Source organism: uncultured Gimesia sp. (assembly GCF_963972345.1).
GTDB lineage: Bacteria > Planctomycetota > Planctomycetia > Planctomycetales > Planctomycetaceae > Gimesia.
Window position 1 is genome coordinate 1 of sequence record NZ_CAXAVM010000103.1, and the last position, 24,016, is coordinate 24,016.

At 51.7% G+C, this 24,016-nt stretch carries 18 protein-coding genes; 7 read left to right on the forward strand and 11 right to left on the reverse strand.

All coding sequences use genetic code 11. From position 1 onward, the window contains the following. Together AACZ40_RS17105 and AACZ40_RS17110 are read right to left on the reverse strand one after the other, a co-directional pair. Window positions 1-730 (reverse strand): DUF6513 domain-containing protein (locus AACZ40_RS17105; RefSeq protein ID WP_339675160.1); only part of this gene is annotated, 730 nt, incomplete at its 3' end. A gap of 78 nt (window positions 731-808) precedes the next feature. After that, window positions 809-1,153, reverse strand: coding sequence for a 4a-hydroxytetrahydrobiopterin dehydratase (locus AACZ40_RS17110; protein WP_291178856.1), 345 nt, complete (start codon window positions 1,151-1,153; stop codon window positions 809-811). 424 nt (window positions 1,154-1,577) lie between these two features. Here AACZ40_RS17110 and AACZ40_RS17115 point away from each other — a divergent pair, with 424 nt between their 5' ends. From AACZ40_RS17115 to AACZ40_RS17125, 3 genes are all read left to right on the forward strand, one after another. Next, window positions 1,578-4,493 carry a PSD1 and planctomycete cytochrome C domain-containing protein gene (locus AACZ40_RS17115; protein WP_339675161.1) on the forward strand — a complete coding sequence of 972 codons (2,916 nt, stop codon included), beginning with the start codon at window positions 1,578-1,580 and terminating at the stop codon, window positions 4,491-4,493. 43 nt (window positions 4,494-4,536) lie between these two features. After that, on the forward strand, window positions 4,537-6,000 hold the full coding sequence (locus AACZ40_RS17120; protein ID WP_291178861.1) for a DUF1501 domain-containing protein: 1,464 nt from the start codon (window positions 4,537-4,539) through the stop codon (window positions 5,998-6,000). Between the two features lie 230 nt (window positions 6,001-6,230). Then, window positions 6,231-6,971 carry a Swt1 family HEPN domain-containing protein gene (locus AACZ40_RS17125; RefSeq protein ID WP_339675163.1) on the forward strand — a complete coding sequence of 247 codons (741 nt, stop codon included), beginning with the start codon at window positions 6,231-6,233 and terminating at the stop codon, window positions 6,969-6,971. Between the two features lie 53 nt (window positions 6,972-7,024). Here the strand turns inward: AACZ40_RS17125 and AACZ40_RS17130 are convergent, their stop codons facing one another. After that, window positions 7,025-7,387 (reverse strand): cupin domain-containing protein, encoded by a 363-nt coding sequence (locus AACZ40_RS17130; RefSeq protein ID WP_291178867.1) that lies wholly within the window; start codon window positions 7,385-7,387, stop codon window positions 7,025-7,027. 99 nt (window positions 7,388-7,486) lie between these two features. Beyond that, on the reverse strand, window positions 7,487-8,761 hold the full coding sequence (locus tag AACZ40_RS17135; RefSeq protein ID WP_291178870.1) for a TIGR00300 family protein: 1,275 nt from the start codon (window positions 8,759-8,761) through the stop codon (window positions 7,487-7,489). 612 nt (window positions 8,762-9,373) lie between these two features. Here AACZ40_RS17135 and AACZ40_RS17140 point away from each other — a divergent pair. Further along, window positions 9,374-10,363, forward strand: coding sequence for a hypothetical protein (locus AACZ40_RS17140; RefSeq protein ID WP_291178874.1), 990 nt, complete (start codon window positions 9,374-9,376; stop codon window positions 10,361-10,363). 32 nt (window positions 10,364-10,395) lie between these two features. Here the strand turns inward: AACZ40_RS17140 and xerC are convergent, their stop codons facing one another. From xerC to AACZ40_RS17155, 3 genes are all read right to left on the reverse strand, one after another. Continuing rightward, entirely contained in the window at window positions 10,396-11,337 is a 942-nt protein-coding gene (gene xerC / locus AACZ40_RS17145; RefSeq protein ID WP_291178877.1) for a tyrosine recombinase XerC, read from the reverse strand. Between the two features lie 69 nt (window positions 11,338-11,406). Further along, complete coding sequence (locus AACZ40_RS17150) at window positions 11,407-11,637, reverse strand: hypothetical protein (protein ID WP_232103633.1); 231 nt, start codon at window positions 11,635-11,637, stop codon at window positions 11,407-11,409. Between the two features lie 105 nt (window positions 11,638-11,742). Next, window positions 11,743-12,894 carry a hypothetical protein gene (locus tag AACZ40_RS17155; protein ID WP_291178883.1) on the reverse strand — a complete coding sequence of 384 codons (1,152 nt, stop codon included), beginning with the start codon at window positions 12,892-12,894 and terminating at the stop codon, window positions 11,743-11,745. A 304-nt stretch (window positions 12,895-13,198) separates the two neighbouring features. On the opposite strand from AACZ40_RS17155, the gene dusB reads away from it, so the two are divergent. Further along, window positions 13,199-14,284, forward strand: a complete 1,086-nt coding sequence (gene dusB / locus AACZ40_RS17160) for a tRNA dihydrouridine synthase DusB (RefSeq protein WP_291178886.1) — start codon at window positions 13,199-13,201, stop codon at window positions 14,282-14,284. Window positions 14,285-14,302: 18 nt separating this feature from the next. Here dusB and AACZ40_RS17165 read toward each other — a convergent pair whose 3' ends face one another. From AACZ40_RS17165 to AACZ40_RS17180, 4 genes are all read right to left on the reverse strand, one after another. After that, window positions 14,303-15,613 (reverse strand): hemolysin family protein, encoded by a 1,311-nt coding sequence (locus AACZ40_RS17165; protein ID WP_291178889.1) that lies wholly within the window; start codon window positions 15,611-15,613, stop codon window positions 14,303-14,305. Window positions 15,614-15,726: 113 nt separating this feature from the next. Then, complete coding sequence (gene ybeY, locus AACZ40_RS17170; protein WP_291178893.1) at window positions 15,727-16,224, reverse strand: rRNA maturation RNase YbeY; 498 nt, start codon at window positions 16,222-16,224, stop codon at window positions 15,727-15,729. A gap of 18 nt (window positions 16,225-16,242) precedes the next feature. After that, window positions 16,243-18,567 carry an HDIG domain-containing metalloprotein gene (locus tag AACZ40_RS17175; protein WP_291178896.1) on the reverse strand — a complete coding sequence of 775 codons (2,325 nt, stop codon included), beginning with the start codon at window positions 18,565-18,567 and terminating at the stop codon, window positions 16,243-16,245. Between the two features lie 143 nt (window positions 18,568-18,710). Continuing rightward, window positions 18,711-19,676, reverse strand: coding sequence for a PhoH family protein (locus AACZ40_RS17180; protein ID WP_291178899.1), 966 nt, complete (start codon window positions 19,674-19,676; stop codon window positions 18,711-18,713). 626 nt (window positions 19,677-20,302) lie between these two features. On the opposite strand from AACZ40_RS17180, the gene AACZ40_RS17185 reads away from it, so the two are divergent. Continuing rightward, a complete protein-coding gene (locus AACZ40_RS17185; protein ID WP_291178903.1) occupies window positions 20,303-22,246 on the forward strand; it encodes an AAA family ATPase in 1,944 nt (647 codons plus the stop codon). A 272-nt stretch (window positions 22,247-22,518) separates the two neighbouring features. Next, window positions 22,519-23,880 (forward strand): LysM peptidoglycan-binding domain-containing protein, encoded by a 1,362-nt coding sequence (locus AACZ40_RS17190; protein ID WP_291178905.1) that lies wholly within the window; start codon window positions 22,519-22,521, stop codon window positions 23,878-23,880. Window positions 23,881-24,016: the final 136 nt, after the last annotated feature.

Below are 24,016 nucleotides of genomic sequence, written 5' to 3' on the forward strand. Positions count from 1 at the left end.
TAGGATCGATACGAAAGGGCGTACCCTGTTTTGTGAGTTGTTCCACGATGGCGTGCAGGGATGCAAAATCGCTGGGAACATCGGGGATGGCGACGACTTCAACACCCAGTCTGGAAACCCAGTCCAGGTTCGTGTGGTTGCAGCTGAGAATCAGTTCTGCCCCGTTGGCGACCGCGGCTTCCACTTCGGTTCTCTCAAAGCTGTCGATGGAAATGCGATGGCCTGCCTCGACAAGCAGCTTTACGATTTCTCCCGTGCGGGCCCAGCTCTCTCCGGGAACGCAGCCGATGTCGATCAGATCCGCACCATTGTTTCGGTAGTGGTCTGCCTGTCGCAGAATTTCCTCGTCTGTCAGAAAGGGGGCGTGATTGATTTCTGCGAGGATTTCGATGTCATACCGGGAGAGATCTTTAGGGGGACGACCTGCCTGTCCGAAATATTCGGGCAGGTCAAAATGATCTTTAGGGCCCCGTTTGAAGGGTACGCCGAAATGATCGGTAAGTGGCTGCAGATCTCCCTTGCAGAGACCGGGCAGCATGACCCAGTCGATGTCTGCGGGTAGTTTGAGTCTGCGCTGAATCAAAGGAACGTGCATCAAAGCGGCGACCTGGACATTCAACACGACGACTTCAAATTCAAAGCCGACCTGGGGAGCAAGCTTGTCCAATATGCCGCGTAGTGAAAATTCCGCCAGCCTGCCGGTTACGAACAGGATGCGTTCCTGTTTCATCGTTGGTCTTTCTTCAAAGTTGCATCCTGTTCTCGATCGTTATCCGGGCTCATGCGGAGTCAGCCGCCCCGAGTTGAATCAGTGGACCCATTTTTTAGGGAAGCCCTCCAGAGCGGAGTCGGCTTCTGGTTGCCAGAGCACGGTTTCTTCAATCTTTTTTGCAAGACTGATGTCTTTCCCTGTGATGGCATGTACTTTATGTGTCTGAAGTTTCACAGTGACCGCCGCATAACCAACGCTCAGATCCGGATGATGGTTACCGGCTTCTGCCAGGTAGCCGATTGTATTGACCAGCATCAAGGTATGCGACCAGCCCGGCGTGCCATATTTTCTGCGAATCCAGCCGTCTTTCAGTTCCCAGTTGGAGTAAGTGTTCAGGAATTCCTGGATTTCTGCTTCGGATAATGCTTGATCTTCTGTCATGATTTCCCCTTTTTTTCTGATCCCTCAGGATGACGATTCGGTTAAACCAGTCGGAGATTCAGCCGATACTGTTAATAGTCTGCTTCTCAGGACTGCAGCCTTAAACGTGCCTCCTGATTACTGGCAAGCTCAATTCGTGCCTGCAGTTATCCCGGGACACAGCTCAGCCGGTAATCCACTGTACTGCATTTCGTCCTGTTTTTAAATGGGTTACCAGCCGGGATTTTCACAACAAAGTTAAGAATACGGATGAAATGGAATCGAACTAAACCTAAGCTTCACAAGGTTTAAGTGCGAAAAACAGACTACACTTTGCGTTTCTGGCAGAGTAGAATATAGACAGAGGCGATTGTCGGCTCGGAATCAGACAATCGCCTTCCCTCCCAATTTTTCCCACCACGGTTTAACTGAGAAAGAGTTGAAAATGAAGCGGCTTTGGATTCTGTTTCATCCATCATCAAAACCCAGCCTGTCATCAGGCATCTGCTGGTTAACCGTTTTTGTTTTTTCCACGTTTGCAGCGCCTGGTCTGAGCAAGGCTGCCAGTAATGATAAAATTCCGGCAGAGCTGATTGAATTTTTCGAAAAAGAAGTTCGGCCGGTTCTCGTCGAGCGCTGTCATGCCTGTCACGGCTCGAAAAAACAGGAAGCCAGTCTGAGGCTCGATTCGCATGCCTGGATGATGAAAGGCAGTGATACCGGCGCAGCCGTGGTACCGGGAGACCCTCTGAAAAGTCGCATCATCCAGGTCATCCAGTATCATGAAGATGACAGCCAGATGCCTCCTGAGAAAAAAATGCCGGACGATGAAATCGCGGCATTAACTCGCTGGGTTAAGATGGGAACGCCCTGGCCGTTTTCAGAGAAGGATGCCAAACTGGCTCCGACCAATGGCGCTTACGATTATGAAACGCTGGCAGAAAGCCACTGGTCATTTCAGCCTGTGACCAGACCGGAAGTTCCCCAGGTGAAAGATTCGCAGCGAGTCTCATCACCCGTCGATCCTTTCGTTATCAAACGTCTGGAAGAAAAAGGCCTCAGTCTGTCAGCTGCCGTAGATCGACGGCAGCTGATTCGTCGCGCGAGCGTGGATCTGATCGGCCTGCCTCCCACCTACCAGGAAGTGGAAGCATTCGTGAATGACAAATCTCCGGATGCTTACGAGAAACTGATTGATCGCCTGCTGGCTTCTCCGCATTATGGAGAACGCTGGGGCCGCCACTGGCTGGACGTGGCCCGCTATGCGGATACCAAAGGCTATGTGTTTACCTCGGAACGCCGCTATCCTTATTCCTACACCTATCGCGATTATGTCATTCGTGCCTTCAATGAAGATTTACCTTTTGATCAGTTTATTCGAGAGCAACTGGCGGCAGATCAGCTCGACCGCAAAGGGGATGACCGTTCGCTGGCAGCGCTCGGCTTTCTGACCGTGGGACGACGCTATCGGGGAAATATCCATGATATCACCGACGACCGGATTGACCTGGTTTCGCGCGGGCTGCTGGGGTTAACCGCCTCGTGTGCCCGCTGTCATGATCACAAGTTTGATCCGGTTCCCACCAAAGATTATTACGGGCTGTATAGCGTGTTCATCAGCAGCTATGAGCCGGAAGAGAAGGATCTGCCGGTGATCGGCAAACCGAAATCAGAGAAAGCTTACGAAGCGTATCAGACCGAACGTGCCAAACGACAGAAGAACGTCGATGATTATATTCATGGCGAAGCAGAGAAATTCAGAGCCGACGCACGGCTCTCAGTGGGGGATGTATTGCAGGCAGTCGCTGAAAAACAGAAGCTGGCAGCAGGCGATCAGAAACCTCAATTTGAAAGCAAGGAAGCACCTCATCGGCGCTATGTCGATCTCTGGCGGTCTTACCTGGCGCGGAATGCCAAATCGCAGCGAGCCGTGCTTGCTCCCTGGAATCAGTTTGCTGCGTTAAAAGTAAAACCAGAAGAGTTCGCCGCACGTGCAGCGGAAATTGTTCAGAAACTGTCGCAGCAGGAAGCGGAAACACAGGCCGACAAACGGGTGAACCTTCTGATTGTGCATGCTTTGAAAAACAATCCGCCTGAAAACATCTACGATGTCTGCCGGGCTTACGGTTCTGCTTTCAAAGAAGTCGAACAGGCCTGGACCAAAGAACTCGCAGAGGCAGAGAAAGCGAAGAAACCTCGTCCTGAAAAACTGGAAGATCCAGCGGCAGAGGAATTGCGACAGATTCTTTACGATGCGGATTGCCCTGCTGCCAGTGATGATGAAGTGGCAGCATCGATGTTTAACCGGGCTCAACGGAACAAAATCCGCCAGTTGGAAAAACAGCTGGAAACATTGGATGTAACATCTCCGGGTGCACCACCGCGGGCAATGGTGATGCTGGATAAAGACAAGCCGATTACGACTCACGTCCATTTAAGAGGAAATCCGGGTCGCCGGGGTGATCAGGCACCGAGACAGTTCTTCCGCATCCTGGCTGGTGCAGACCGTAAGCCGTTTGAAAAAGGGAGTGGCCGCCTGGAGCTGGCAGAGGCCATTGCTTCGCCGGATAATCCTCTGACAGCACGGGTGTTCGTGAACCGGGTCTGGATGCATCATTTTGGTGAAGGGCTGGTGAAAACTCCCAGTGATTTTGGTGTTCGCAGCGATCCGCCCTCCCATCCGGAATTGCTGGACTATCTGGCTTCCCGTTTCATGGAAGAAGGCTGGTCGGTAAAATCGCTGCATAAAATTATCATGATGTCTGCGACTTATCAGCAAGGTTCGCAGGAGAGCAAACAGGCGCGCCTGATTGATTCCGATAATCGTCTGCTCTGGAAACGATCTCCGGCTCGACTGGACTTTGAAGCGATGCGGGATTCCCTGCTGTTTGTATCGGGGCAACTGAGCGAGGAAACCGAAGGCAGAGGCTTCCAGATTGATGAGATGCCGACGGAGCCCAAACGAACCGTCTACAGTTTTGTGGACCGGAACAATCTGCCGAATGTCTTTCGTACGTTCGACTTTGCAAATGTGGAATCGAGTACGGCACAGCGACCTTATACCACAGTGCCTCAACAGGCGCTGTTTGCCATGAACAGCCCGCTGTTGATTGAACAGTCACGTTTCCTGGTTAAGGATCTGGAGCTGGAGAAGGTCGCGAAAGAGCAGAACGTGGATGCAGCCATTACGAAGTTGTATCAGCGGGTGTTATTAAGAAACCCTGCAGCAGAAGAACTGGAACTGGGTAAGCAATTTCTCGCGCACCACCACGACCAGATCGAAACTCCCATACGCATGACCGGCTGGGAGAAATACGCTCAAGTGCTGTGTACTTCTAACGAATTCATGTTTGTTGACTAATCATTGAGATACCGAAGTTTTAATACGACAGGAGCCTGTTGATATGGCTGATCAAACTTCCCATTATAATGTTGAACCAATCGTGACCCGCCGGCAGATGCTGCAGCGTTGCGGGACCGGTCTGGGGTCCCTGGGACTGGCTTCCCTGATGGCTTCCGAGGGGATGCTGAACCAGGCGGCGGGCGCCTCTGCAGGCAGTCCGACTTCGCCGATGGCGCCGAAGATGGCCCATTTTCCCGGTAAAGCCAAGCATGTGATCCATATTTTCCTGAACGGCGGTGCTTCACAGGTTGATACCTTTGACCCCAAACCGGCACTCGCAAAATATGCCGGCAAAAAGTTACCGATGGAAAACCTGCGGACAGAACGCAAGACAGGTGCCTCCCTGCCCTCGCCTTTCAAGTTCAAGAAATATGGTGAAAGTGGTCTGGAAGTCAGTGAGCTGTTTTCCGAGCTGGGTGAATGTGTGGATGACATTGCCTTCGTGCGGTCCATGTATACCAACGTGCCGAACCACGAACCTTCATTGATGATGATGAACTGTGGAGACCTGATTCAGCCGCGACCGAGTATGGGAGCCTGGGTGACTTATGGTCTGGGGACGGAGAACCAGAATCTGCCCGGCTTTGTGGTGATGTGTCCCGGCGGATATCCGATTACGGAATCGGCCAACTGGCGTTCCGCCTTTTTGCCCGGTGCCTATCAGGGAACCCATATTGATACGAAGCATACTGATATCGAAAAGCTGATTTCGAATATCAAAAACAAGCAGCTGGCTCTGCCTGAGCAGCGTCGCCAACTGGATCTGTTGCAGGCGTTGAACCGTCGCCATCAGGCAGTCCGATCCCAGGAATCGGCTCTGGAATCGCGGATTCAATCGTTTGAACTGGCTTATCGTATGCAGATGCAGGCCTCGGATGTATTCGACGTGAATAATGAACCGAAACACATTCATGAGATGTATGGAAAAGGTGTGCATGCCCGCCAGATGATGATTGCCCGCCGACTGGTAGAACGAGGCGTTCGCTACGTGCAACTCTGGCATGGTGCCGGTCAACCCTGGGATAATCATGATGAAATTGAAAAGAATCATCGCCGCTTAGCCGGTGATTGTTCTCAGGCCATCGCGGCTCTATTGAAAGATCTCAAGCAGCGCGGTCTGCTGCAGGACACAATTGTGATGTGTGGTGGCGAATTCGGACGCACTCCCGTGGTAGAATTACCGACACCCGGGGCCAACGCGGGCAAAATGAATGGACGCGATCATAATAACCATGGCTTTACAGTCTGGCTGGCAGGCGGCGGAGTCAAAGGAGGCCAGGCTTACGGTGCTACCGATGAATTCGGATTTGCAGCGGTTGAGAACAAAGTGCATGTGCATGACCTGCATGCGACCGTGCTCAAGTTACTGGGATTCGACCATGAGCAGCTGACTTATCGTTTCTCAGGTCGCGATTTTCGCTTGACTGATGTTCACGGCAAGGTGATCCAGGAACTGATTGCGTGATGCTGAAAAGCAGCGCGGCTATGCTGCTTTTCTCTACAATCGCTTCGGTTTGCGTATGAACAAATAAATCCCCTGCTTTACATGGTTTATGTTGAATAGATCCTTGACCTGCACACCAAAATAGGGAAGGATTGTTCATGTGATTCAGATCGGGGTGTTCAAGGTGTTATCTCGCATTGCGATATTCTGAGTCAACAGCATCTTGATGGGGCAGCTTGTGGGGGAAATTTGTGGCTGGAGATAATGAACGTATTAAACGCACGCTGGATTTACTCGGGATCGGGCTCTATCCCATCATTGAAGAGGAAATGAAGGCCGTTTACAAAGATGAATGGATTGACCGGGCCAAAGAGAGCTTTCGTAACTCTCCCCTGACCTCCCAGCCGGAGGGGGATGCCATTCGCTGGGACGCTCATTCCACCCTGCTGATTTTGTGGGACCACTGGAACAGTGTCTTCCGCAACCGTCTGTCTCCACTGGAGCGAAGTTTTGTCGGCGAATTGCGCGAGTATCGCAATCGCTGTGCGCACCAGAGTCTGATCAGTACCGATGATACCTTGCGGATTCTGGATACCGCGGCCCGTCTGTTACAGGCGACCGGAGCGACCCAGGAAGCGCGACAATTACAGCGCGAACGGGATCAACTGTTACATCAGATACTGCAGTATCAGGAGCAGGTCGTCGTTGATTCCGAAGACCATCGTCGTGAACGGATGCGTGATGCCATTATTTTTCTGATCTGTGGAATTTCCATCGATCTGGGAATTTTCTTTTCTTATGGAACTGGCGGCCTGGCGATTCTGTTTGCTGTCTTCGTCGCAGCGGTCTTTGCATTCCTGGCTTATCAGCGGTGGGTGACCCCCGACCGCCCCGCTTATGGAGCCCACGAATGTACGAATTGCGGCAAGATCATTTACGGTGAGAACTGCCCGTACTGCAACGAAGTTCCCCAACAGACGCAGGCCGTCTGAGCGGAAGCACAGTTCATCAGGTTCAGGTCATCTGCAGTCTGCCGTGGGCGGATTCAGTCAACCCATTCATCTGCCGGATCGAATTTAGGGAAGACGATATTGATGATCTTCATTGAGCCGAGAGCACGGTGCCGCACACCGGGGGGAATCACAATGGCCATTCCGGCCTGGACGGGGATGATTTCATCATCCAGCTGCATCTGCGCATCACTGCCACATTCGAGAAAGTAGTAGGTTTCCGTCAGTTTCTTGTGGTAATGCAGTTCTGCGTCTTCTGAAATTTCGGTGACGTGGAGTGTACCGGGAAATTCGGAGACATCGGCAAAAGCCCGCCGCGCTGTACCACAGGGACAGGCTGTGCCCGGGATCTCCGCGAAATTAGCAAGATGATATTTTTTCCGGGTTGATTCTGTCATTTCATTTTCCCGTCGAGATTATCGTTTCACTGACTGAATTCAATTGTGTAAGCCGCAACTTAGCCTGATTATAGCGGACCAGCAGGCAAAGCAAAACGCTCATGCTGTTTTATTGATTTCATGCAGCAGAACGCGTAAGAAGGGTTCGACATCGGTCACGAGGCCGACCGTCTGAAACGTGCCTCGATCGGCCAGTTTGGTGACAGTCGCCGGGTTGATATCCACACACACGACTTTCACACTGGCCGGGAGCAGATTGCCGACCGCGATGGAATGCAGTGTGGTAGCGATCATCAGACAGAATGAGACCCCCTGCACAAGTTCGCGCATCTGACGCTGTGCTTCGACTGTGTCAGTGATGACATCCGGCAGCGGTCCATCATCGCGGATACTGCCAGCCAGCAGAAAGGGGACCTCATTTTTGACACATTCATACATAATGCCGGAATTCAGGACCTGCTGATCGACGGCGTTCTGAATACTTCCCACTCGGCGGATGCGGTTAATGGAACGCAGATGATGTTCATGCCCTTCTTCACTGGAGCCGCCATGTTCCATGGAAATCCCCAGGCTCGTGCCATAAAACGATTCCTCGATATCATGGGTGGCCAGCGCATTGCCGGCGAACAGCAGATTCACATAACCTTCGCGAATCAACTGGCTGAAGTAATCTCTGCTTCCCGTGTGCACGACAGCGGGACCGGCTACCACCAGAATTTTACCTGAACCATTTCGCGCCCGCCGCATTTCTGAAGCAATCTCTCTGACGGTCACTCCCTTGGGTTTTTCGCTGGAGACCGTACTGTTCATGAAGGAGAAGCCTGAGACCCCGGGTGCACTGCGTGCGAGCGGGATAACGCGTGTCCCCCGATTTCCGATCACCACAAGTTCCCCCTGCCTGACATCAGCCATGGGGAGGCAATGAGCCGATTTTCTGTCCGGACTGACGACGACTCCACAATCCATTTCCTGTAAATCAACGGGGATCCACTCTTCCGCGATTCGGATTTCCGTTTTCTGATTGGTGCTGCAGTAAAATCCTTCGGGGAAGGCACCGTCCATGTCAGCAGGTTCCAGAATACAGTCGTGCTGTTCAATCGGAACGGCGCCATGCTGAGCGATTTGAGTCAGAATTTTCTGTAAAGTGGCTTCATCGGGAGCAGAGACTTTTATCTGGGCCCGGCTGCTGTCGGTTCGCAGTTGACCGATCGAAATTTCATCGATGGCAAAATCTCCGCCCAGGACCGTGATTTCATCCAGAATCTTCGGCAGCAGCAGACTGTCGATAATGTGCCCCTGTAATTCAATTTCTTCACTGAATCGGGCTGATTCCTCGGGCTGTTCATTTGAAGAATGGGGAGATCGATTGTCCATCAGTACTCATCCCTGCCTGGTGCTTCAAGAAAAATAAGATGTTATGTGATGCGATTACGTCGGAAATCTTCGCTGACTCTCTTCTAAAGCGAATCGCAGTTTACCAGAGCGTCTCTCAATCTGTGAGACTCGGCTCAAATGGCATTGGAAACGCTACAGTATAACGGGACACAGTCTATCTTACGTTTTCCGGATTAAAAACATACACTCAAAACAGGGTTTTGACTCCGTACGCTCACATTAATCGCTGATTTTTTACTATTTTGCAGACTGGTCAGATCTTAATCCGTGAAAATCGTACAGGAGCAGAAGCTCGCACATTGTGTTTCGAGCTGGCAGGAAAGAAAAAAGTGATTGCTGTCGACAGCGTAGCGGTATTACACTCGATTTAGTCCGGGATTTCTGCTGGAAGCGACTTCAAGCTTCGCCAGTGGCGAAGTCTCATGTCTTCTGCAGAGGATAGGCTTGATTCGGGAGCCAAAATAAGAATATGATGTCTGGATTGGTTTTGTTTCTTTTAGGGAGTTCATTTCAGACTGAGATGGTCATATTCTTGAACTCACTGAATGTTTGTTTTTACCACCTGTTCCCAGATTCAGTAATGTTCCCGATATGGTCAGAATTGGAATTATAGGGCTCGGCCCATACTGGGAACAGCGCTATGAACCTGCGCTGCGACTGATGGATCAGCGTATTCAGATCAAAGCCGTCTACGATCCGGTTCGCAGTCGTGCAGAACAGGTTGCTACCCAGTGGGATGCGGCTGTTGTCTCGGGTATCGGCTGTCTGGCTACTCGCTATCCTGTTGATGCCTTTTTGCTGCTGCACTCAGACTGGATGAATCATTACCCGTTAACCATTCTCAGCCAGCAGCACCGCCCGGTCTATATTGCCGGCAGCCTGGGGGAAGACCTGGAACTGCTGGAGATGATTCATGCCCGCGCGACCGAACAACTGGTGACACTGATGCCCGAGTTCAGCCGTCGCTTCTGTCAGGCCACCAGTCGCCTGTTTGAACTGGTCGTGACGCAGCTGGGGAATCCGGTTGCGATTCAGATTGAAACCTGCTGCCCTGCCGCTGATCAGCCGGTGGAAGTTCCCGGTCAGAAAAATGAGACGGATTTTCTGGTCGGTCTGCTGGACTGGTGCTGTTATGTGATGCGCACCAGGCCGGTCCGTGTCGAGACGACATTGCATTCGGATTCGAGTGATCGATCAGAGGATTATCGGGAGATTAAAGTTGAGTTTCTGCCCGATCCGGTGACAGCCGTCGATCGGTTTGCTGCGATCAGAATCAAAACTCAACCGCGGGACAGCGAACCTCTGTTTCCACGACACCATATCCAGTGTCGCAAAGGCAAGGCGGAGTTTCATTCGCCGGACGAAATTCACTGGGAGAATGCTGCAAATACTGTCACGGAATCTCTCAAGAGTGATCGCCGTGAACTGGAAGTGATGCTGGATCATTTTTGTCGTCGGGCTGTCGGCGGGATTATTCCTGTTGCCAACATCAAAGATGTCTGCCAGGCAATTAAGCTGGTCCGACTGTCGCGTGCCAGCCTGGAGGCGGGGAAACCGCTTGATTTTAAAGCTGCGAAATAAATCGCTTTCGATTTCAGACAGATCAATCCGACTTATTTTTTCGGTCGTCTGGCATGGGGATGGGCTTTTTCGTAGGTTTCCAGCAGACGTTTCGTGCTGACGTGGGTATAGATCTGAGTGGTCGTCAGGCTCTTGTGTCCCAATAGTTCCTGGACGCTGCGCAGGTCCGCTCCGCCATCCAGCAGATGTGTGGCAAAACTGTGTCTCAACGTGTGAGGGCTGGTTTTTTTGTCCAGACCGGTCTGCAGAAGATACTTTTCCAGCATGCGTCCCACACTTCGCGAGGTGAGCCTGGTTTTCAGCCGATTCAGAAATAAGGCATCGGCGTCAGGATGCGCGCCGGGTTTGGCTTCACGTTCTTCCAGCCACTGAGTTAACGCTTTGGCGGCGAAACTTCCAATCGGGGCAATGCGTTCTTTTCGTCCTTTACCGAGGACGCGAATGATGTTGGCATCCTGATCCCAGTCACTCACGTTCAACGCCACCAGTTCGGAAACACGCAGTCCGGCAGAATAGAGTGTTTCCAGAATCGCCCTGTCACGCAAACCCATTTTCTGGTTTGCCGGCGGCGCTTCGAGTAATGTTCCAATCTGATCGGTGGTTAAAAAATGGGGTAATTTTCTGCCTGTCCGTGGCGTACGCAGTGGCTTGGCGGGATTGGTTTTCGAATAGCTTTCCCGGCAACAATAGCGGAAAAAACTCCGCAGGCAGGCCAGGCGCCTGGCGATTGTGGTTTTTTCATACTGGCATTCATGCAGATACGCGACGAATCGCCTGAGTTCGCTGATGCCGATCTGGTCGGGGGGGAGTAGCGAACCCTCGTACTCAGACAGATATTCCACCAGGCTTTCCAGATCTTCCGCGTAAGACTTCAAAGTCAGGTCTGAAGAATTTCTTTCGATTTGCAGATATCGCAGAAAGTTATCAATCGCAGCATGAAGGTCAATCGACCTGACTGTTTGCGAAGAGATCATGGGGCATTCAGAATCGTCTGGTGGTGATAGTGGAGCGAATTCAGACGTATTGACTTCGCTGAAGTCGCATCAGGCAGTTTTACGCAGGCGACCTGACTGCTCTTCAAGTTCTGCTTCCCGTCTGAGCTTACGAACTTTCTGGCTCATGACCGCTGCGTCATACCAGGTAAAACTCAGGTCTTTGTCTGCCGCGTATTGTCCGAGTGTCTGCAGCATTTGTGAAGAACTGGCATCATCGTAGAGAAACACATAACGTTCTGAATCTTTGACTAACGCGACGACATTCATTTGTTGTTTCACTGTAGCAGTCCTTTGTTTTTCGTCAGAGCACTGGAATCTAAGACTGGATAGGTTGGGAGTGCTCATAAAACCGCAATAGTAAATATCGGCTTCTGAGCGGTGGGATTATCGATATTTTCTTACTTTGAAGATCATCTGGTGCTTAGCTTGTCCGCCATGCAGTGTTAGCATCTCTAGAATCATTAAATGTGATGTAAACCGTATAAAGTCCTCACTCCGGTGCAGATAGGCTTCCCAGCCACCACTGCGGCGATCTCCACTGACTTCGAGATAGTCGCGTAAGTGTGCTACCAGGGCTGCATCGGAGCCATCGAAGAGACGCGTGTACGACATGAAAGGCTGGCGGGGGTCAAAAGTTCCGACCTGAGTGGGAGGACAGTAATCTTCAACTTGCTTCGCAACCGAAGTATTATTTTGTGGCGGGACAAAAGAATTAGCGTGAGCTGGTTTCGGAGCAGTCAGAGTCTGCTGTTCTGCCCCGGCTTTTGGCCCTGCCCCGACTTTAGTTTGTGAATCGGTTGGCAAGGGAGCGTGCAATGGTGCGGTAAGGGTTTGGGTGCCCTGGTTGGCTTGTGCTGCCGCCTGGATGATACCGGACTGGTTCTGTGTGTAAGGCCAGGAATCAAGTGTCTCTGTGGATTGACCGCGAAACACCGTATTCTCAGTGACAGGCGGCTCAGTGATCTCGACGGGGCAGCCTTCAGGACAATCTGTCATGCCGGCTTTGCGGAATGCTTTTTCAGTTTTCCGGGTCTCTTTTTTCTCAATATGAGCAGCGTGCCGGACCTCTTTATTCAAGTGATGCTCTTCGTGTCTCATTTCTCGGGCGGCGACTCGATCCGTTTTGAACAGTTTGTTCAACATCGATTTTTCGGCGTGTCGCTCTTCTACCATCAACGGCATTCCCGGGATGAATTCCTGCGAATGCGGAGAATACCAGGAAACCTGCATGCCAATACGGGGCGGATAATAGGGTGAGTAATCGGTAATTGCACCGATCACAACGGCATCGACATTCAGAATTTGTGCCAGTTTCAGCACATCATCCGGGTTGTTCATCTGCAGCTGATTTTCCACCATGGCGACCTCAGCCACACCCACTGGCAGGACCTGAAATCCCGGTACTTTCTGGAGTTCTGAGAAATAAGCGAGGGCAAAGCGGCGACCGTCGACATCGGGTTCCTGGCTCAGATTGAAAAAGGGAATCACAGCCACGGTCTTGAGTCTCGGATTGGGATTGGTGACAGAGGTATGCATAATTACACACCCGGACAGGCTGCCAAAGCAGATCAGCATTAATAATATGCGAGTCAGCACCAGAGAATTCCCATGAGATGAAATCAGTATGGATCGATATCAACGTTATCGGCATAACCGTCAGGGTAACTTCAATAAGAAATGTCTCGGCAGACCCCCTATTTTCTCTTTTGCAGCAAATTCTCTGTTTTCAGGTAGTTTGAACCTGTGAGATTCTCGAGAGGGGGCATTTTCAGAACCTGGAGCGACTGATAAAATGCGGTGAGTCACTGATTTGCCCCCTGTTAAACCAATGAATGAATCGATGAAACCAGTCTGTCCGCCGAAACCCGATGTTCGCCCACCCATTCGTTACGGCGCGCTGCAACTGGAATCACGCTATCTGCTCTCCCCTTTAGCCGGGTATACGAATTTACCGTTTCGTCGAATCGTACGTGAACTGGGAGGTGTCGGCCTGGCGACGACTGACCTCGTCAATGCGCGGGGGCTGCTGGAAGGGAGCGAGAAGACACTCCAGCTCACCCAGACCTGCCCGGAAGATTCCCCCTTTGCCGTTCAGATTTTCGGTAGTGAACCACAGCAGATGAAAGAGGCGGCACAGTTACTGGAGTCGCGCGGCGTCCATTCAATTGATATCAACATGGGTTGCCCGGTGAATCGGATTGTCAAAGGTGGTGCCGGCGCCAGTATGATGTGTCGGCCCAGTGATACGGTTTCGCTGGTGCAAACAGTGGTTGAAGCGGTCCGGATTCCTGTCTCCGTGAAGATGCGACTGGGCTGGGATGACAGTGAGCTGTCTGCTCCCTTCTTCTCGCGGGAATTTGAAAAAGTGGGGGTGGTCGCGGTTGCCATACATGGACGCACACGGGAACAGGGATTTCGAGGCGTCGTGAATCACGATGGTATCCGGCGTGTGGTAGAAGCCGTCGAGTCGATCCCGGTGATCGGTAACGGCGACGTGACGAACGTGGCAGAAGCGGATTTCATGTTGAAATCGACCGGATGCGCGGGAGTTTCGATCGGCCGGGGCGCGCTGGCGAATCCCTGGATTTTTCGGCAGCTGGTCCAGTGGGAACAGTCCGGCGCTTATGGTCCGCCGGGAAATTTTGATGATCGCCTGGAACTGCTGTTACGTCAGTTTCGCTATCTGCTGGAAATGACAACCGAGAGGCGGGCGATTTCCATGTTCCGGAAAATGGGGCACTGGTATCTGAAGTCGATGCGCGTGAAACCCGCGTTGCGGCACGAATTTCAACTGGCCTCAAATCTGGATGACTTTGGCCAGGCCGTGCGACAAATCGCAGCCGAGGGACCTGCCGTCGGTTCCCGCAGTGGAGTTCTGCCAGATATGCATATTCCCGTACCCGGCGGACCGGTGGAACGCTGGTGAGCCGGGAACCGGCCTGTGTCAGTTATCGGTGTCGAACTCTTCCACCAGTGAGGAATCCAGTTCAATGCGAAGCTTATTGATCCTGCGTTCGTCGGATTCCAGGACTTCGATTCTGAGCTGCTGCCAGATCAGCGTTTCACCAGGTTGAGGTACTTTTCCGATCTGGGTGATCACAAATCCGCCGATGGTGTCGAAGTCCTTGCCTTCGGGCAGATCGTAGTGGTATTGTTCATTCAGATCATCAATGTGAACCCGGGCATCGACTTCGAGCGTGTTCTCCCCGGTTTCAAAAATCATCTGCTCTTCTTCTTCATCGAATTCATCGACGATGTCCCCGACGATTTCTTCCAGGACGTCTTCCATCGTGACCAGTCCGGCGACGCCACCATATTCATCGATGACAATTGCCATGTGGACATGCTCTTTCTGCATGGTCTCCAGCAGGGAGTCGATACCCGTCGTTTCGGGAATGTAAAAAGGAGAGAACATCAGTTTCTGGATGGTTAACTCTTCGGGAGAATCCGAGTTCTGATTCTCTTTTGAGAAATGTTTGAGCAGTTCCCGGGCATAAAGAATTCCCACAATATCATCTGTCGATTCTCCAATCACGGGGATACGGGAATGTCCGACGTCAATGAACTTCAGCAGGGCTTCGTCCAGCGTGGCATTCACGGAGATGTATTCCATATCCATCCGCTGGGTCATGATGGCTCCGACATCTTCATCCTGCAGTTCCATCACGCGCTGGATCATCTTTCCTGCTTCCGATTCCAGGATGCCTCCCCGGGCGCCTTCTTCCACGACCGAGAGAATTTCTTCGCTGATGTTGGTTTCCCGACCGTTTTTGTTTTCTTCCTTGCCTGCCAGTCGATGAGAGAATCCGTCAATTTTCCAGCAGAGCCAGGTTACCGGGCTCAGGAAGACCGGCAGGAACTTGATTACAGGCCAGGAGATCTGCAGGAAACGCTCGCCGGCAATCCGGGAGATCGTCCAGGGAATTGCCAGTAACAGCAGGATGCCGGAGAGGATGATCAACAGGATCTGAAGGACAAACTGGATGGTGACCGCGGGGGTACTGAAGTCCTGCGGTACGACGATGTATTGATGGGTGAAAATGATTGAGATCAGGATCACGCCCGCCAGCCAGGCAATGTCGGCGGCCAGCAGCACGGTGGGGTGGGAGCGTAGGATTTCGCTGAATCGATCCGGGACTTCAGCTTCGTTACAGAGTGTTTCCAGGCGACTTCGTGAGAAATCGCGCAACGAAAAACCCGACAGGGCTGATAAGAGAGTCAGGAATAACAGAACAGAAAAAATCAGCGGAATCATATGTCTTGTAAACGTTCGGATAAAAAGTTTCGAAACAGATTCTGGTCCCCGGACAGAATCGCGTCAATATGATACTGGTAATTGATGGGGGAGGCATTCGCAGTCATTAATACTTACTCTTCCCGCCTGGGGATTGTGATCTGCCAGTGATCGAAGATCTGTTGTTCACGTTGTCGCATGATACGCAGCTCTTCTTCCGTGAGATCATCATAACCACATAAATGCAGCAAGCCATGGATCACGTACAGCAGGAGTTCCTGTTCCGCGGACCAGTTGTATTCTGCGGACATCGCCACTGCCATTTCCGCGGAGACGATGACTTCACCTTCAATCTGCTTGCCGGCTCCCCGAAATTCCGTTTTAGCGGAATCCAGTGCGGTATCGCAGTCGAGCAGGAAGCTCAGGACGTCGGTGTCGTAATCGTGCGCCAGGTATTGCTGATTCAACTGGCGGATCGTGGAGTTATCGACGATGGCCAGACTGATCTCAGCCCGGGTGACCTGTTCGGACTGCAACAGAAAGCTGATGGCAGTTTCCAGCTGTGATTGATCAATCGCAAGCTGCGTTTGTGAGTTCTGGATCTCGATCTGGAACTGGTCTATTGTATTCATTCCATTTTCAATCGGGGATTAAGCGGAGCGCTCTTCCGGATATTTGATACGTCCGTGGTAAATGCCGATCAGGGATTTTACCAGTGACTCTTCCACTATATTGATCTCACTCAACGTGAGCGAACATTCATTAAACTGCCCGTCGAGCAGTCGTTTCATGACAAGTGAATGTACCAGAGACTTGATACGTTTCGGAGTCGGATCACTCAGAGTGCGGCTGGCACTTTCGACCGCGTCGGAGAGCATCATCACCCCAGCTTCCCTGGTTTGGGGCCGGGGGCCCGGGTAGCGGAACGAGGATTCTTCGGCGTCGGTTTTGTGGTCGGGGCTGAGGTCCGCCTGCTTTTCGGCTTCCCGAAAGAAATATTCTACCAGTGTTGTCCCATGATGCTGTTCAATAAAGTCGATGATGGGCTGAGGCAGATTGTGCTGACGGGCGAGATCGACGCCATCTTTCACATGGCCGATGATAATGAGTGTGCTCATTGCCGGGGCGAGGTTATCATGCAGACTTTCACTGCCCTGCGCCATATTTTCAATAAAGTACTGAGGTTTCAGCATTTTTCCGATGTCATGATAGTAGGCGGCAACGCGCACCAGCAGTCCGTTGGCACCAATTTTATCAGCGGCTGCCTCACCGATCGTAGCGACGGAAATCGAATGGTTATAAGTTCCCGGGGCACGACGCACCAGTTCCTGCAGCAGCGGGTGTGAGACATTGCTCATTTCCAGAAGGCTGATGTCGGTAACCACACCAAACAGCGATTCCACGAAAGGCAGACTGCCCGCGACCAGATAGCCTGCGGCCAGGCACCACCCTGCCCCCTGTAGACTTTCCCAGACCACCTGCTGGTCAAAGAAGCCGTTCGAAAGTACCTGATTGTTGATCAGGTTGATGCCCCAGTAGACCAGGAAGTACGTCAGTCCCATTCCGAAACCGAGTTTGATCAGGGTGGAACGGGAAGAGACATTCGCGAGCGAAGTCACCGCAACGGCAGAGACACTCATCAGCACAACGAAGTTTCCCAGCGGGGCTCCGGTCGAGAGGCAGAGGACCAGGGACAACGACAATGCGGTCAGGATGGCCATCATCTGGTCGTAGACGATGGCAAACACCATGACCGTCACAACCAGCGGCAGCACTTCTGCGCGCCAGGGATCGTAAGAAAGCAGACGGGCCAGGAAAATGGTCAGAATGATCACGCTGAGATAAATACTTAAGCGACTGACCGTTCGAGCGACTGCTTTTTTATTGCGCAGCAGGTGATAGCCATTTAATACCGCGAGCACGACCAGCATGAGAAAAATGATGGTCACGCGAATCGCCCGCTCATAAGAGGGCACCGCTTTTTCTTTGGCCTCGTATTCCGCACGCAGTAAAGCCAGCTGGTTATCGTCGATTAACTGGCCAGGCTCCACCAGAATGGTGCCACGCTGAAAGGTGTCAAAGATTTCTTCCACCTGATTTCGGGCCTGGTTGCGTTCCTTGATTGTTCTTTCAGAATTGTAAACCAGCGTGGTGGGAGCCTGAAAGTGAATCCAGTGAGACAGCACAGCCGACAGGGGAGCCAGTCTCGGGAAGTTTTTCCACTCTCGGCCAATGACGCCGTTTTCTGAGAGCTGGTTGGGCAGACGAATATCAAACGTGGTGACTTCAAGCTGCTTACCAGTGCCCTCATTGATAATGGTAATGTTATCGTCGGCCCTGATCTGGTTTTGGGTCAGATCATTTTCGTTCACAATTCCGTAGGTTGCCAGCGGCGAGATCAGTTTTTTGAAGTCGGCGACCAGTTCTTCAATTTTTTTGGTATCATTGGAATCAGGGCTGCTGACCAGCGATTTCAGTTCGGCAAAGGTCTGCTCTGGTTCTTCCGGGAGCTGGCCTATAAACTGTTCCAGACGGCGGGAAGAGGTCAGTCCCAGTTCTGCCCGGGAATCGGGATCCAACTCGTCCAGGGATCTGGCATTGGCAATCGCGATCAGGTCATCCCTCAGCAACCCTGGCAGCTTCTTCTCGATCAGTTCTGGTTGTTGCTTGAAATAATAGGGGACTTGCGATTCCTGCTGCGTACGTTCCCGGTCTGTTTCGATGGGATTGGAGACTTTAAATGAGGAACTCGCCACGATCCCATGCTCGGAAAACATGCCTAGGCGATAGGGGAACGGCGCTCTCCAGCTTTCCACGGCCACCATCAGAATCAGGATGGTCAACAGGCAGACACTCAAGCGTGAAGCGGTCCCCCGGTTACTCAGTAATTCGCGCAATCTTGAACTCAATTTGGAAGAATCGCGCAAACTGGCAGCAAGTGCAGTTCGGGATTTCTTTGAGCCAAAAAAAGCCATGAATTTAACCTGAGATGATCTGAGTGAAAAACGAGAGAATGCGGATGAGATTTAGACTGTGTCCAGTTTTACTGTCACGTCTCCAGGAATATTGGGACCGAGTTTAACAGATTGAGAGACGATATGGTTAAATGTGATGCATGCTAATGTACGAGAGTGTCTTCGTTCTGGTAAGCCTTGACGATTTCTCCAACCAGTCTGTGTCTCACAATGTCTTCGTTTTTTAACTGAGTAACTCCCACACCTTTAATGTTTCGCAGGCGGTTGATGGCGTCAGTCATGCCGCAGGAAACGTCTGGAGGTAAGTCAATCTGCGAAATATCTCCGGTGACCACAATCTTTGAGCCCATGCCCATCCGGGTCAGGAACATTTTCATCTGGGTGACCGTCGAGTTCTGTGCTTCATCCATGATAATAAATGTATTGTCCAGGGTCCGTCCGCGCATGAACGCCAGGGGGACGACCTCGACGATGTCATTTTCCATGTACCGCGTCACCTGGTCATAGTCGAGCAGGCTGCCGAGCGCGTCCAGCAGAGGACGTAAAAACGGGTTCACCTTTGCCAGCATGTCTCCGGGCAGAAAGCCCAGTTTTTCACCCGCTTCGACGGCAGGACGCACAAGCACGATCTTACGAACCTGTTCGGTCCGCAGGGCATTGATTGCCATGGCGACCGCCAGAAAGGTTTTACCACAGCCGGCGGGACCTGTACAAAACACGAGATCGTGTTCGGCAATGGTCTTGATGTAGTCGGACTGGCCTGGTGTCCTGGGGTGTACCTTTTTGGTTTTCTCGAAGAGGTCAATCGAGGAAGGCGTGGCGATGGGGACCTGCTTGGACTGTTTTCCGGTGGAATTGCCGTTGGAGAGCGCGGTTTGCACCTGCTCGCTTTTCAGCTGCTTCGTGCTTTCCACGATCGCTCTTAATTCAGAGAAAATGCGGAGTGACTTCTGGATCTGGGAATCATCGCCGATAATTCGCAGTTCATCACCTCGATGGACCACGTCCACGCCCAGAGCATCCTGAATGAGTCGTATATGACAGTCGTGCGTCCCCAGTAATATGGGAATCTGATCGGGATCAGAAAAGGAAAGAGTGGCTTCTGACATCAGAATTTCTACGTGCGCCTCCTGAGACCTAAGGAATACATTTCAGAGCTTGAAAATAATGACAGGAAAAATGGTATTTCGCTACACTGAAATCAATGAAAAATCCAATAAAACCAAGACCCGGACCAGCAGGCAGAACCAGCCTGCTTTCGCTGAGATATAAAGTCTACTCCAGCAATCCGCTCAGAGAAAGGAGAGAGTTGGTTCTAAAGCGATGGATTTTCGTAAATAAAGAAAAATAAAAGAGTTGTGTGATATGGAATTTCTGAGGATCCGGCCGTTTTTTTCCTGAAATGCATTGCCCCTGAGAAAGGGGAGTCTGAATTGCAAGTGGTTTTTCGAGCAGGTTACCCAAATTAAATAACCGGTAATGTTTTGCGTTCTGAGAGGCGCGCGGATGTCAAGATCTATGGTTTGGGTAATGCGCCTGAGGGACCCTGATCAGATACTGTCGATTGTATTGGTAATACTCAAGAAGAGACCATAACCTGTTCGATGAATTGTTCATACAGAACGCGATCGATCATGATGAGAGATGCGCTGCACGTTCTGTCCCTCCGTTCAGAATTAAAACATCCAGTCTCCCGCGGGAGCTGATGCCATTATACGCGAAAAGGTTATTGGAAATGTACGAAACAAACTTTGGGTTCACGGATCGACCCTTCACCGTTTCACCTTCACCCGCCTGTTTTTTCGAGGCAGCAGAACATCGGCACGTTCTCGAAGAATTACAGGTGACAATTTCAAGTCTGAATGGGATTACGATTTTGACCGGAGACGCCGGTACGGGAAAGACGGCAGTCTGTCGACAGCTGATTGCACGCCTGGAAGACCAGTTTCAGGTTCAGTTTGTAGAACACTGTAATTTTCCTACGGTCCGGGCGCTGCTGCAGACCCTGCTCTATCATCTGACCGACTGTTATGAAAAAGTCAGCGAGCAGGAATTAAGGCTGGCTTTGACAGCGGAAGTCCGTTCCTCATTTTTAAATCACGGACAGCCGCTGCTGGTGCTCGTCGATGAAGCACATCTGTTGAGCGTACCGTTTCTGGAAGAGTTGCGGGTCCTGTCCGATATTGCCTTTGACGGCAAGCCGGCACTGCAGTTATTGCTCTGCGGTCAGACCTCGCTGGAAGAAACGCTGATTCAACCGAGCCTGTCTTCTCTCAATCAGCGGATCGGCTGCCAGGTTTACCTGGACCGGATGACACGCCAGGAATCCGAGTCATACATTCAGTATCGCATTCAGCGGGTTTCCACCGAACAGCGATCCTGTTTCACAGAGGAAGCGGTCAAATTCATTACCCATGTCAGTGATGGTCTGCCACGATGCCTGAACCAGATCTGCGATCACAGTCTGATGCTGGCGTATTTACAGGATTCTCCTGTTGTCAATGAACCCATTGCCCGGGAAGCCTTCACCGATCTGCAGCAGCTGCCGTTACACTGGAACGATCCACTGCCCGCTTCCAGTCCCCTCGATGAGTTACGTAAAGGCAAGTCCGACACCCATGCGGATCAGCTGGCCGAAGACTCTTCCCTGGTGGAATATGAAACCGAATATGAGATTGATTCCGTGCTGGAAGATCAGCTGAATCAACTGGTGGGCACTCCGGAAGAGGATGCAGAGTCCGTTTCCGAAGACTCCAGCTGGGATTCGACTGATTTATTCTCCCTCGGCGAGGGAATCGAAGCGATCGAAATCGGCAGCGATTCCGACGTGAAACCGGAGCCGGAAGTGGTGAATGCAGCACAAAATCAGCAGGAAGTACCCGTTCCTCAGCAAAAACAGCCTGCAGAACCCGAGCAGACCAGAGCGGCAGTACTCCCGGTGAAAAGCCGTGAAACAGTCACATCACCGGAACTGAATGTCGGCTTCACTGAGATCATCGATCGTTATGCCGCCATCGATGCCGGGATTGACCCTGCTACCCTGCCCTCTGAAACTCGAAAAGAGATCAGGCACTCCCTGACCCTGCGACCGCCTCAGTTCCAGTCCGTGTCAACACCGCAGACTGTCAGCCGCGAAGAAACCAGAATCACAGCAGAACCGGCCGTTTCGGAATCACCGGATATTGCAGAATGTGTTGATCTGGATGCAGCGGAACTCCCTGATGTGCCAGCGATTGATTTCGAAAATGCAGAACTGAAGCACCTGAGTTCGGACGTGCTGGAAGAACTCTCACGGGAAATCTCCGGCGGAGATGGTTCGTTTGAAGATCTGCTGGCAGCTCAGGTCTACGAGGTGTGTGCCGAGACCCGCAAAGGACTGTTCGATGCCCTGAATGATATTCGTAGTTATTCAGAAACGACATCAGTCGAAGTGTCTGAAGAAGAGCTTGAGATTTATGATGTCGTTCAGCCTGAGTATGAAGAGCCGGAACGTTCTGGATATGAGATCCCGGTTTTCTCCCGTGAGCAGTTCGATCTGCCTTCCGGAAACTCCGTTCGCATCGATTCCCAGACCAATACCCGCAGTCGGCAGTCTGCAACCGCGCATCTGAAAGGGCCGGCATTGGGACGATATAAGAATCTGTTCACCCGCCTGCGACGTAAACAGGAGTTGAGTTGATGCACGCAAACGGGGTTTACCGCCTGTTGCAGGATCTGCCACCCGGAATGTGATAACAGTTGCCGGTTCACCAGTTGATATAACTGCTACAGGCCCATCAACTGGTGAGTCTGTTTCGACCGTTCGCCATATTTTCTGCATGATCGACTCAAGTGTGATCCTGTTAAGGTGATCTTTCTGCGCTGAGCCCATCTTGAGAAAATCTGTTTTTCCTGGAAAGAATTTCGCCCGATACGCTAATTACACAGCGTAACTTTCGAGGCGAGGTTCAAATGCATCAAGACAAAAAAGTAGGTTTAGCACTGGCGTTGCTGGTGATCGGTTTTATAGCGGCATTCTGTCTGAGGCAGGATCGCAATACCACGGTTCAAATCCCCGAGCTGGACGATCCGCATTACCTCAACGAGCAGATCGCCGATAAGGATCGCACTCCCTATCTGGATACGCAGTCGAAAGAAGCAATTGAAACACAGCTGGGAAGTGAGCAGACCTTTACCGGATTGACTGACAAATCAGTGCCCGCGGGAAGTTCAAAGGTTGCCGTTCCGAATATATCGCATACAAGCCCTGTCGGTCAGAACGGCAAAGCTTCCAAAGCGGAACGCTGGGGGCCCATTCCTGATTTCCTGAAGGAAGTCGATCTGCCTCAAGAACAGTTTTCCAGTCCGGAACCAGCCGATTCGGTTTTCGAACCCAATCCTCCTCAGCCGGAAGCAAAACCGATCTCGCAAAACAGCGGGCCAAAGCCGATTACCGGTATTGAGAATATCAAGCCGGAACATAATAACGCGTGGGAAGTCAATCCGTCACAACAGAGACAGGAGCCAGCCCGTCCTGCCCAGCCTCCAGCTCCCCAGATCCGGATACATACGGTCAAGGCAGGAGAAACGCTCTCCGAAATTTCGATTCGCTACCTGGGGACCAGTCACAAATACCGCGAAATTTTCAATCTGAACCGCGATCAGCTCCGCAGCCCGAATGACATTCGGGAAGGTATGAAACTGAGGATTCCCGTTCCCCGCGCTCCGCAAGCTGCGCCTCAGTCTGCCAATCGTCAGACGAATGTGGAATCTCCGGTCATGACCGGGAAACGCACCATGGGACAGATGGTTTCCCAGCCGACTTTGAAATCAGATCCCCCTTCCTCGACCGTTCAGTTTGAAGGGCTAATTGAGTCACTTTCGGATGCTCCTTCGCAGAAATCAATGGGTCAACTGGATCAGAAACAGATGATGCAGGAGCTGAAAGAATCGATTCCCAATGAGAAGCTTCCTGCAGGAGTCAAAGGGATTCCGGAAAACTATCGAAAATTCATTCCCGTACCCCGTTCTCCCTTTACACATAATAATAGTTCGCAAACCACGCAAGCCAACGGACCAGGGCGATCACTGTCGCAGGTTCAACCGGAGAATGTTGAGCAGATTGTTGATGATCTGTTCGGCGAGAAGACCGAGTCAACCAGCCCGACGACCAAGCCGAAAACCTATACGATTCAACAGGGAGATACACTGGAATCCATCGCAGTACGGATTTATGGAAAACGCTCTGCTGCATTCGAGATTTATCAGCACAACCGGGATCTACTCAAAAATGCCAACTACATCCGTCCGGGTATGAAACTGAATCTGCCCTGATCTGACTGGCCTCAGTCTAATGTGCTGCAGACAGTCCCTTGAGAGGTAACGACAGTCCGTCAAATGCCAGCTCGACATGATCGGGTAAGTTCGCGTTGGTCTCTTCGTGTTCCAGCGAGTGAGAGATATGGGTGAA

Bases quoted from the DNA above. Each gene is read 5' to 3' on its own strand.
- ybeY (WP_291178893.1), bottom strand. From the start codon at position 16,224: ATGAATACAATAGACCAGTTCCAGATCGAGATCCAGAACTCACAAACG.
- AACZ40_RS17180 (WP_291178899.1), bottom strand. From the start codon at position 19,676: ATGTCAGAAGCCACTCTTTCCTTTTCTGATCCCGATCAGATTCCCATA.
- AACZ40_RS17185 (WP_291178903.1), top strand. From the start codon at position 20,303: ATGTACGAAACAAACTTTGGGTTCACGGATCGACCCTTCACCGTTTCA.
- AACZ40_RS17140 (WP_291178874.1), top strand. From the start codon at position 9,374: ATGGTCAGAATTGGAATTATAGGGCTCGGCCCATACTGGGAACAGCGC.
- AACZ40_RS17165 (WP_291178889.1), bottom strand. From the start codon at position 15,613: ATGATTCCGCTGATTTTTTCTGTTCTGTTATTCCTGACTCTCTTATCA.
- AACZ40_RS17175 (WP_291178896.1), bottom strand. From the start codon at position 18,567: ATGGCTTTTTTTGGCTCAAAGAAATCCCGAACTGCACTTGCTGCCAGT.
- AACZ40_RS17135 (WP_291178870.1), bottom strand. From the start codon at position 8,761: ATGGACAATCGATCTCCCCATTCTTCAAATGAACAGCCCGAGGAATCA.
- dusB (WP_291178886.1), top strand. From the start codon at position 13,199: ATGAAACCAGTCTGTCCGCCGAAACCCGATGTTCGCCCACCCATTCGT.
- AACZ40_RS17120 (WP_291178861.1), top strand. From the start codon at position 4,537: ATGGCTGATCAAACTTCCCATTATAATGTTGAACCAATCGTGACCCGC.
- AACZ40_RS17155 (WP_291178883.1), bottom strand. From the start codon at position 12,894: ATGCATACCTCTGTCACCAATCCCAATCCGAGACTCAAGACCGTGGCT.
- AACZ40_RS17115 (WP_339675161.1), top strand. From the start codon at position 1,578: ATGAAGCGGCTTTGGATTCTGTTTCATCCATCATCAAAACCCAGCCTG.
- xerC (WP_291178877.1), bottom strand. From the start codon at position 11,337: ATGATCTCTTCGCAAACAGTCAGGTCGATTGACCTTCATGCTGCGATT.
- AACZ40_RS17110 (WP_291178856.1), bottom strand. From the start codon at position 1,153: ATGACAGAAGATCAAGCATTATCCGAAGCAGAAATCCAGGAATTCCTG.
- AACZ40_RS17190 (WP_291178905.1), top strand. From the start codon at position 22,519: ATGCATCAAGACAAAAAAGTAGGTTTAGCACTGGCGTTGCTGGTGATC.
- AACZ40_RS17130 (WP_291178867.1), bottom strand. From the start codon at position 7,387: ATGACAGAATCAACCCGGAAAAAATATCATCTTGCTAATTTCGCGGAG.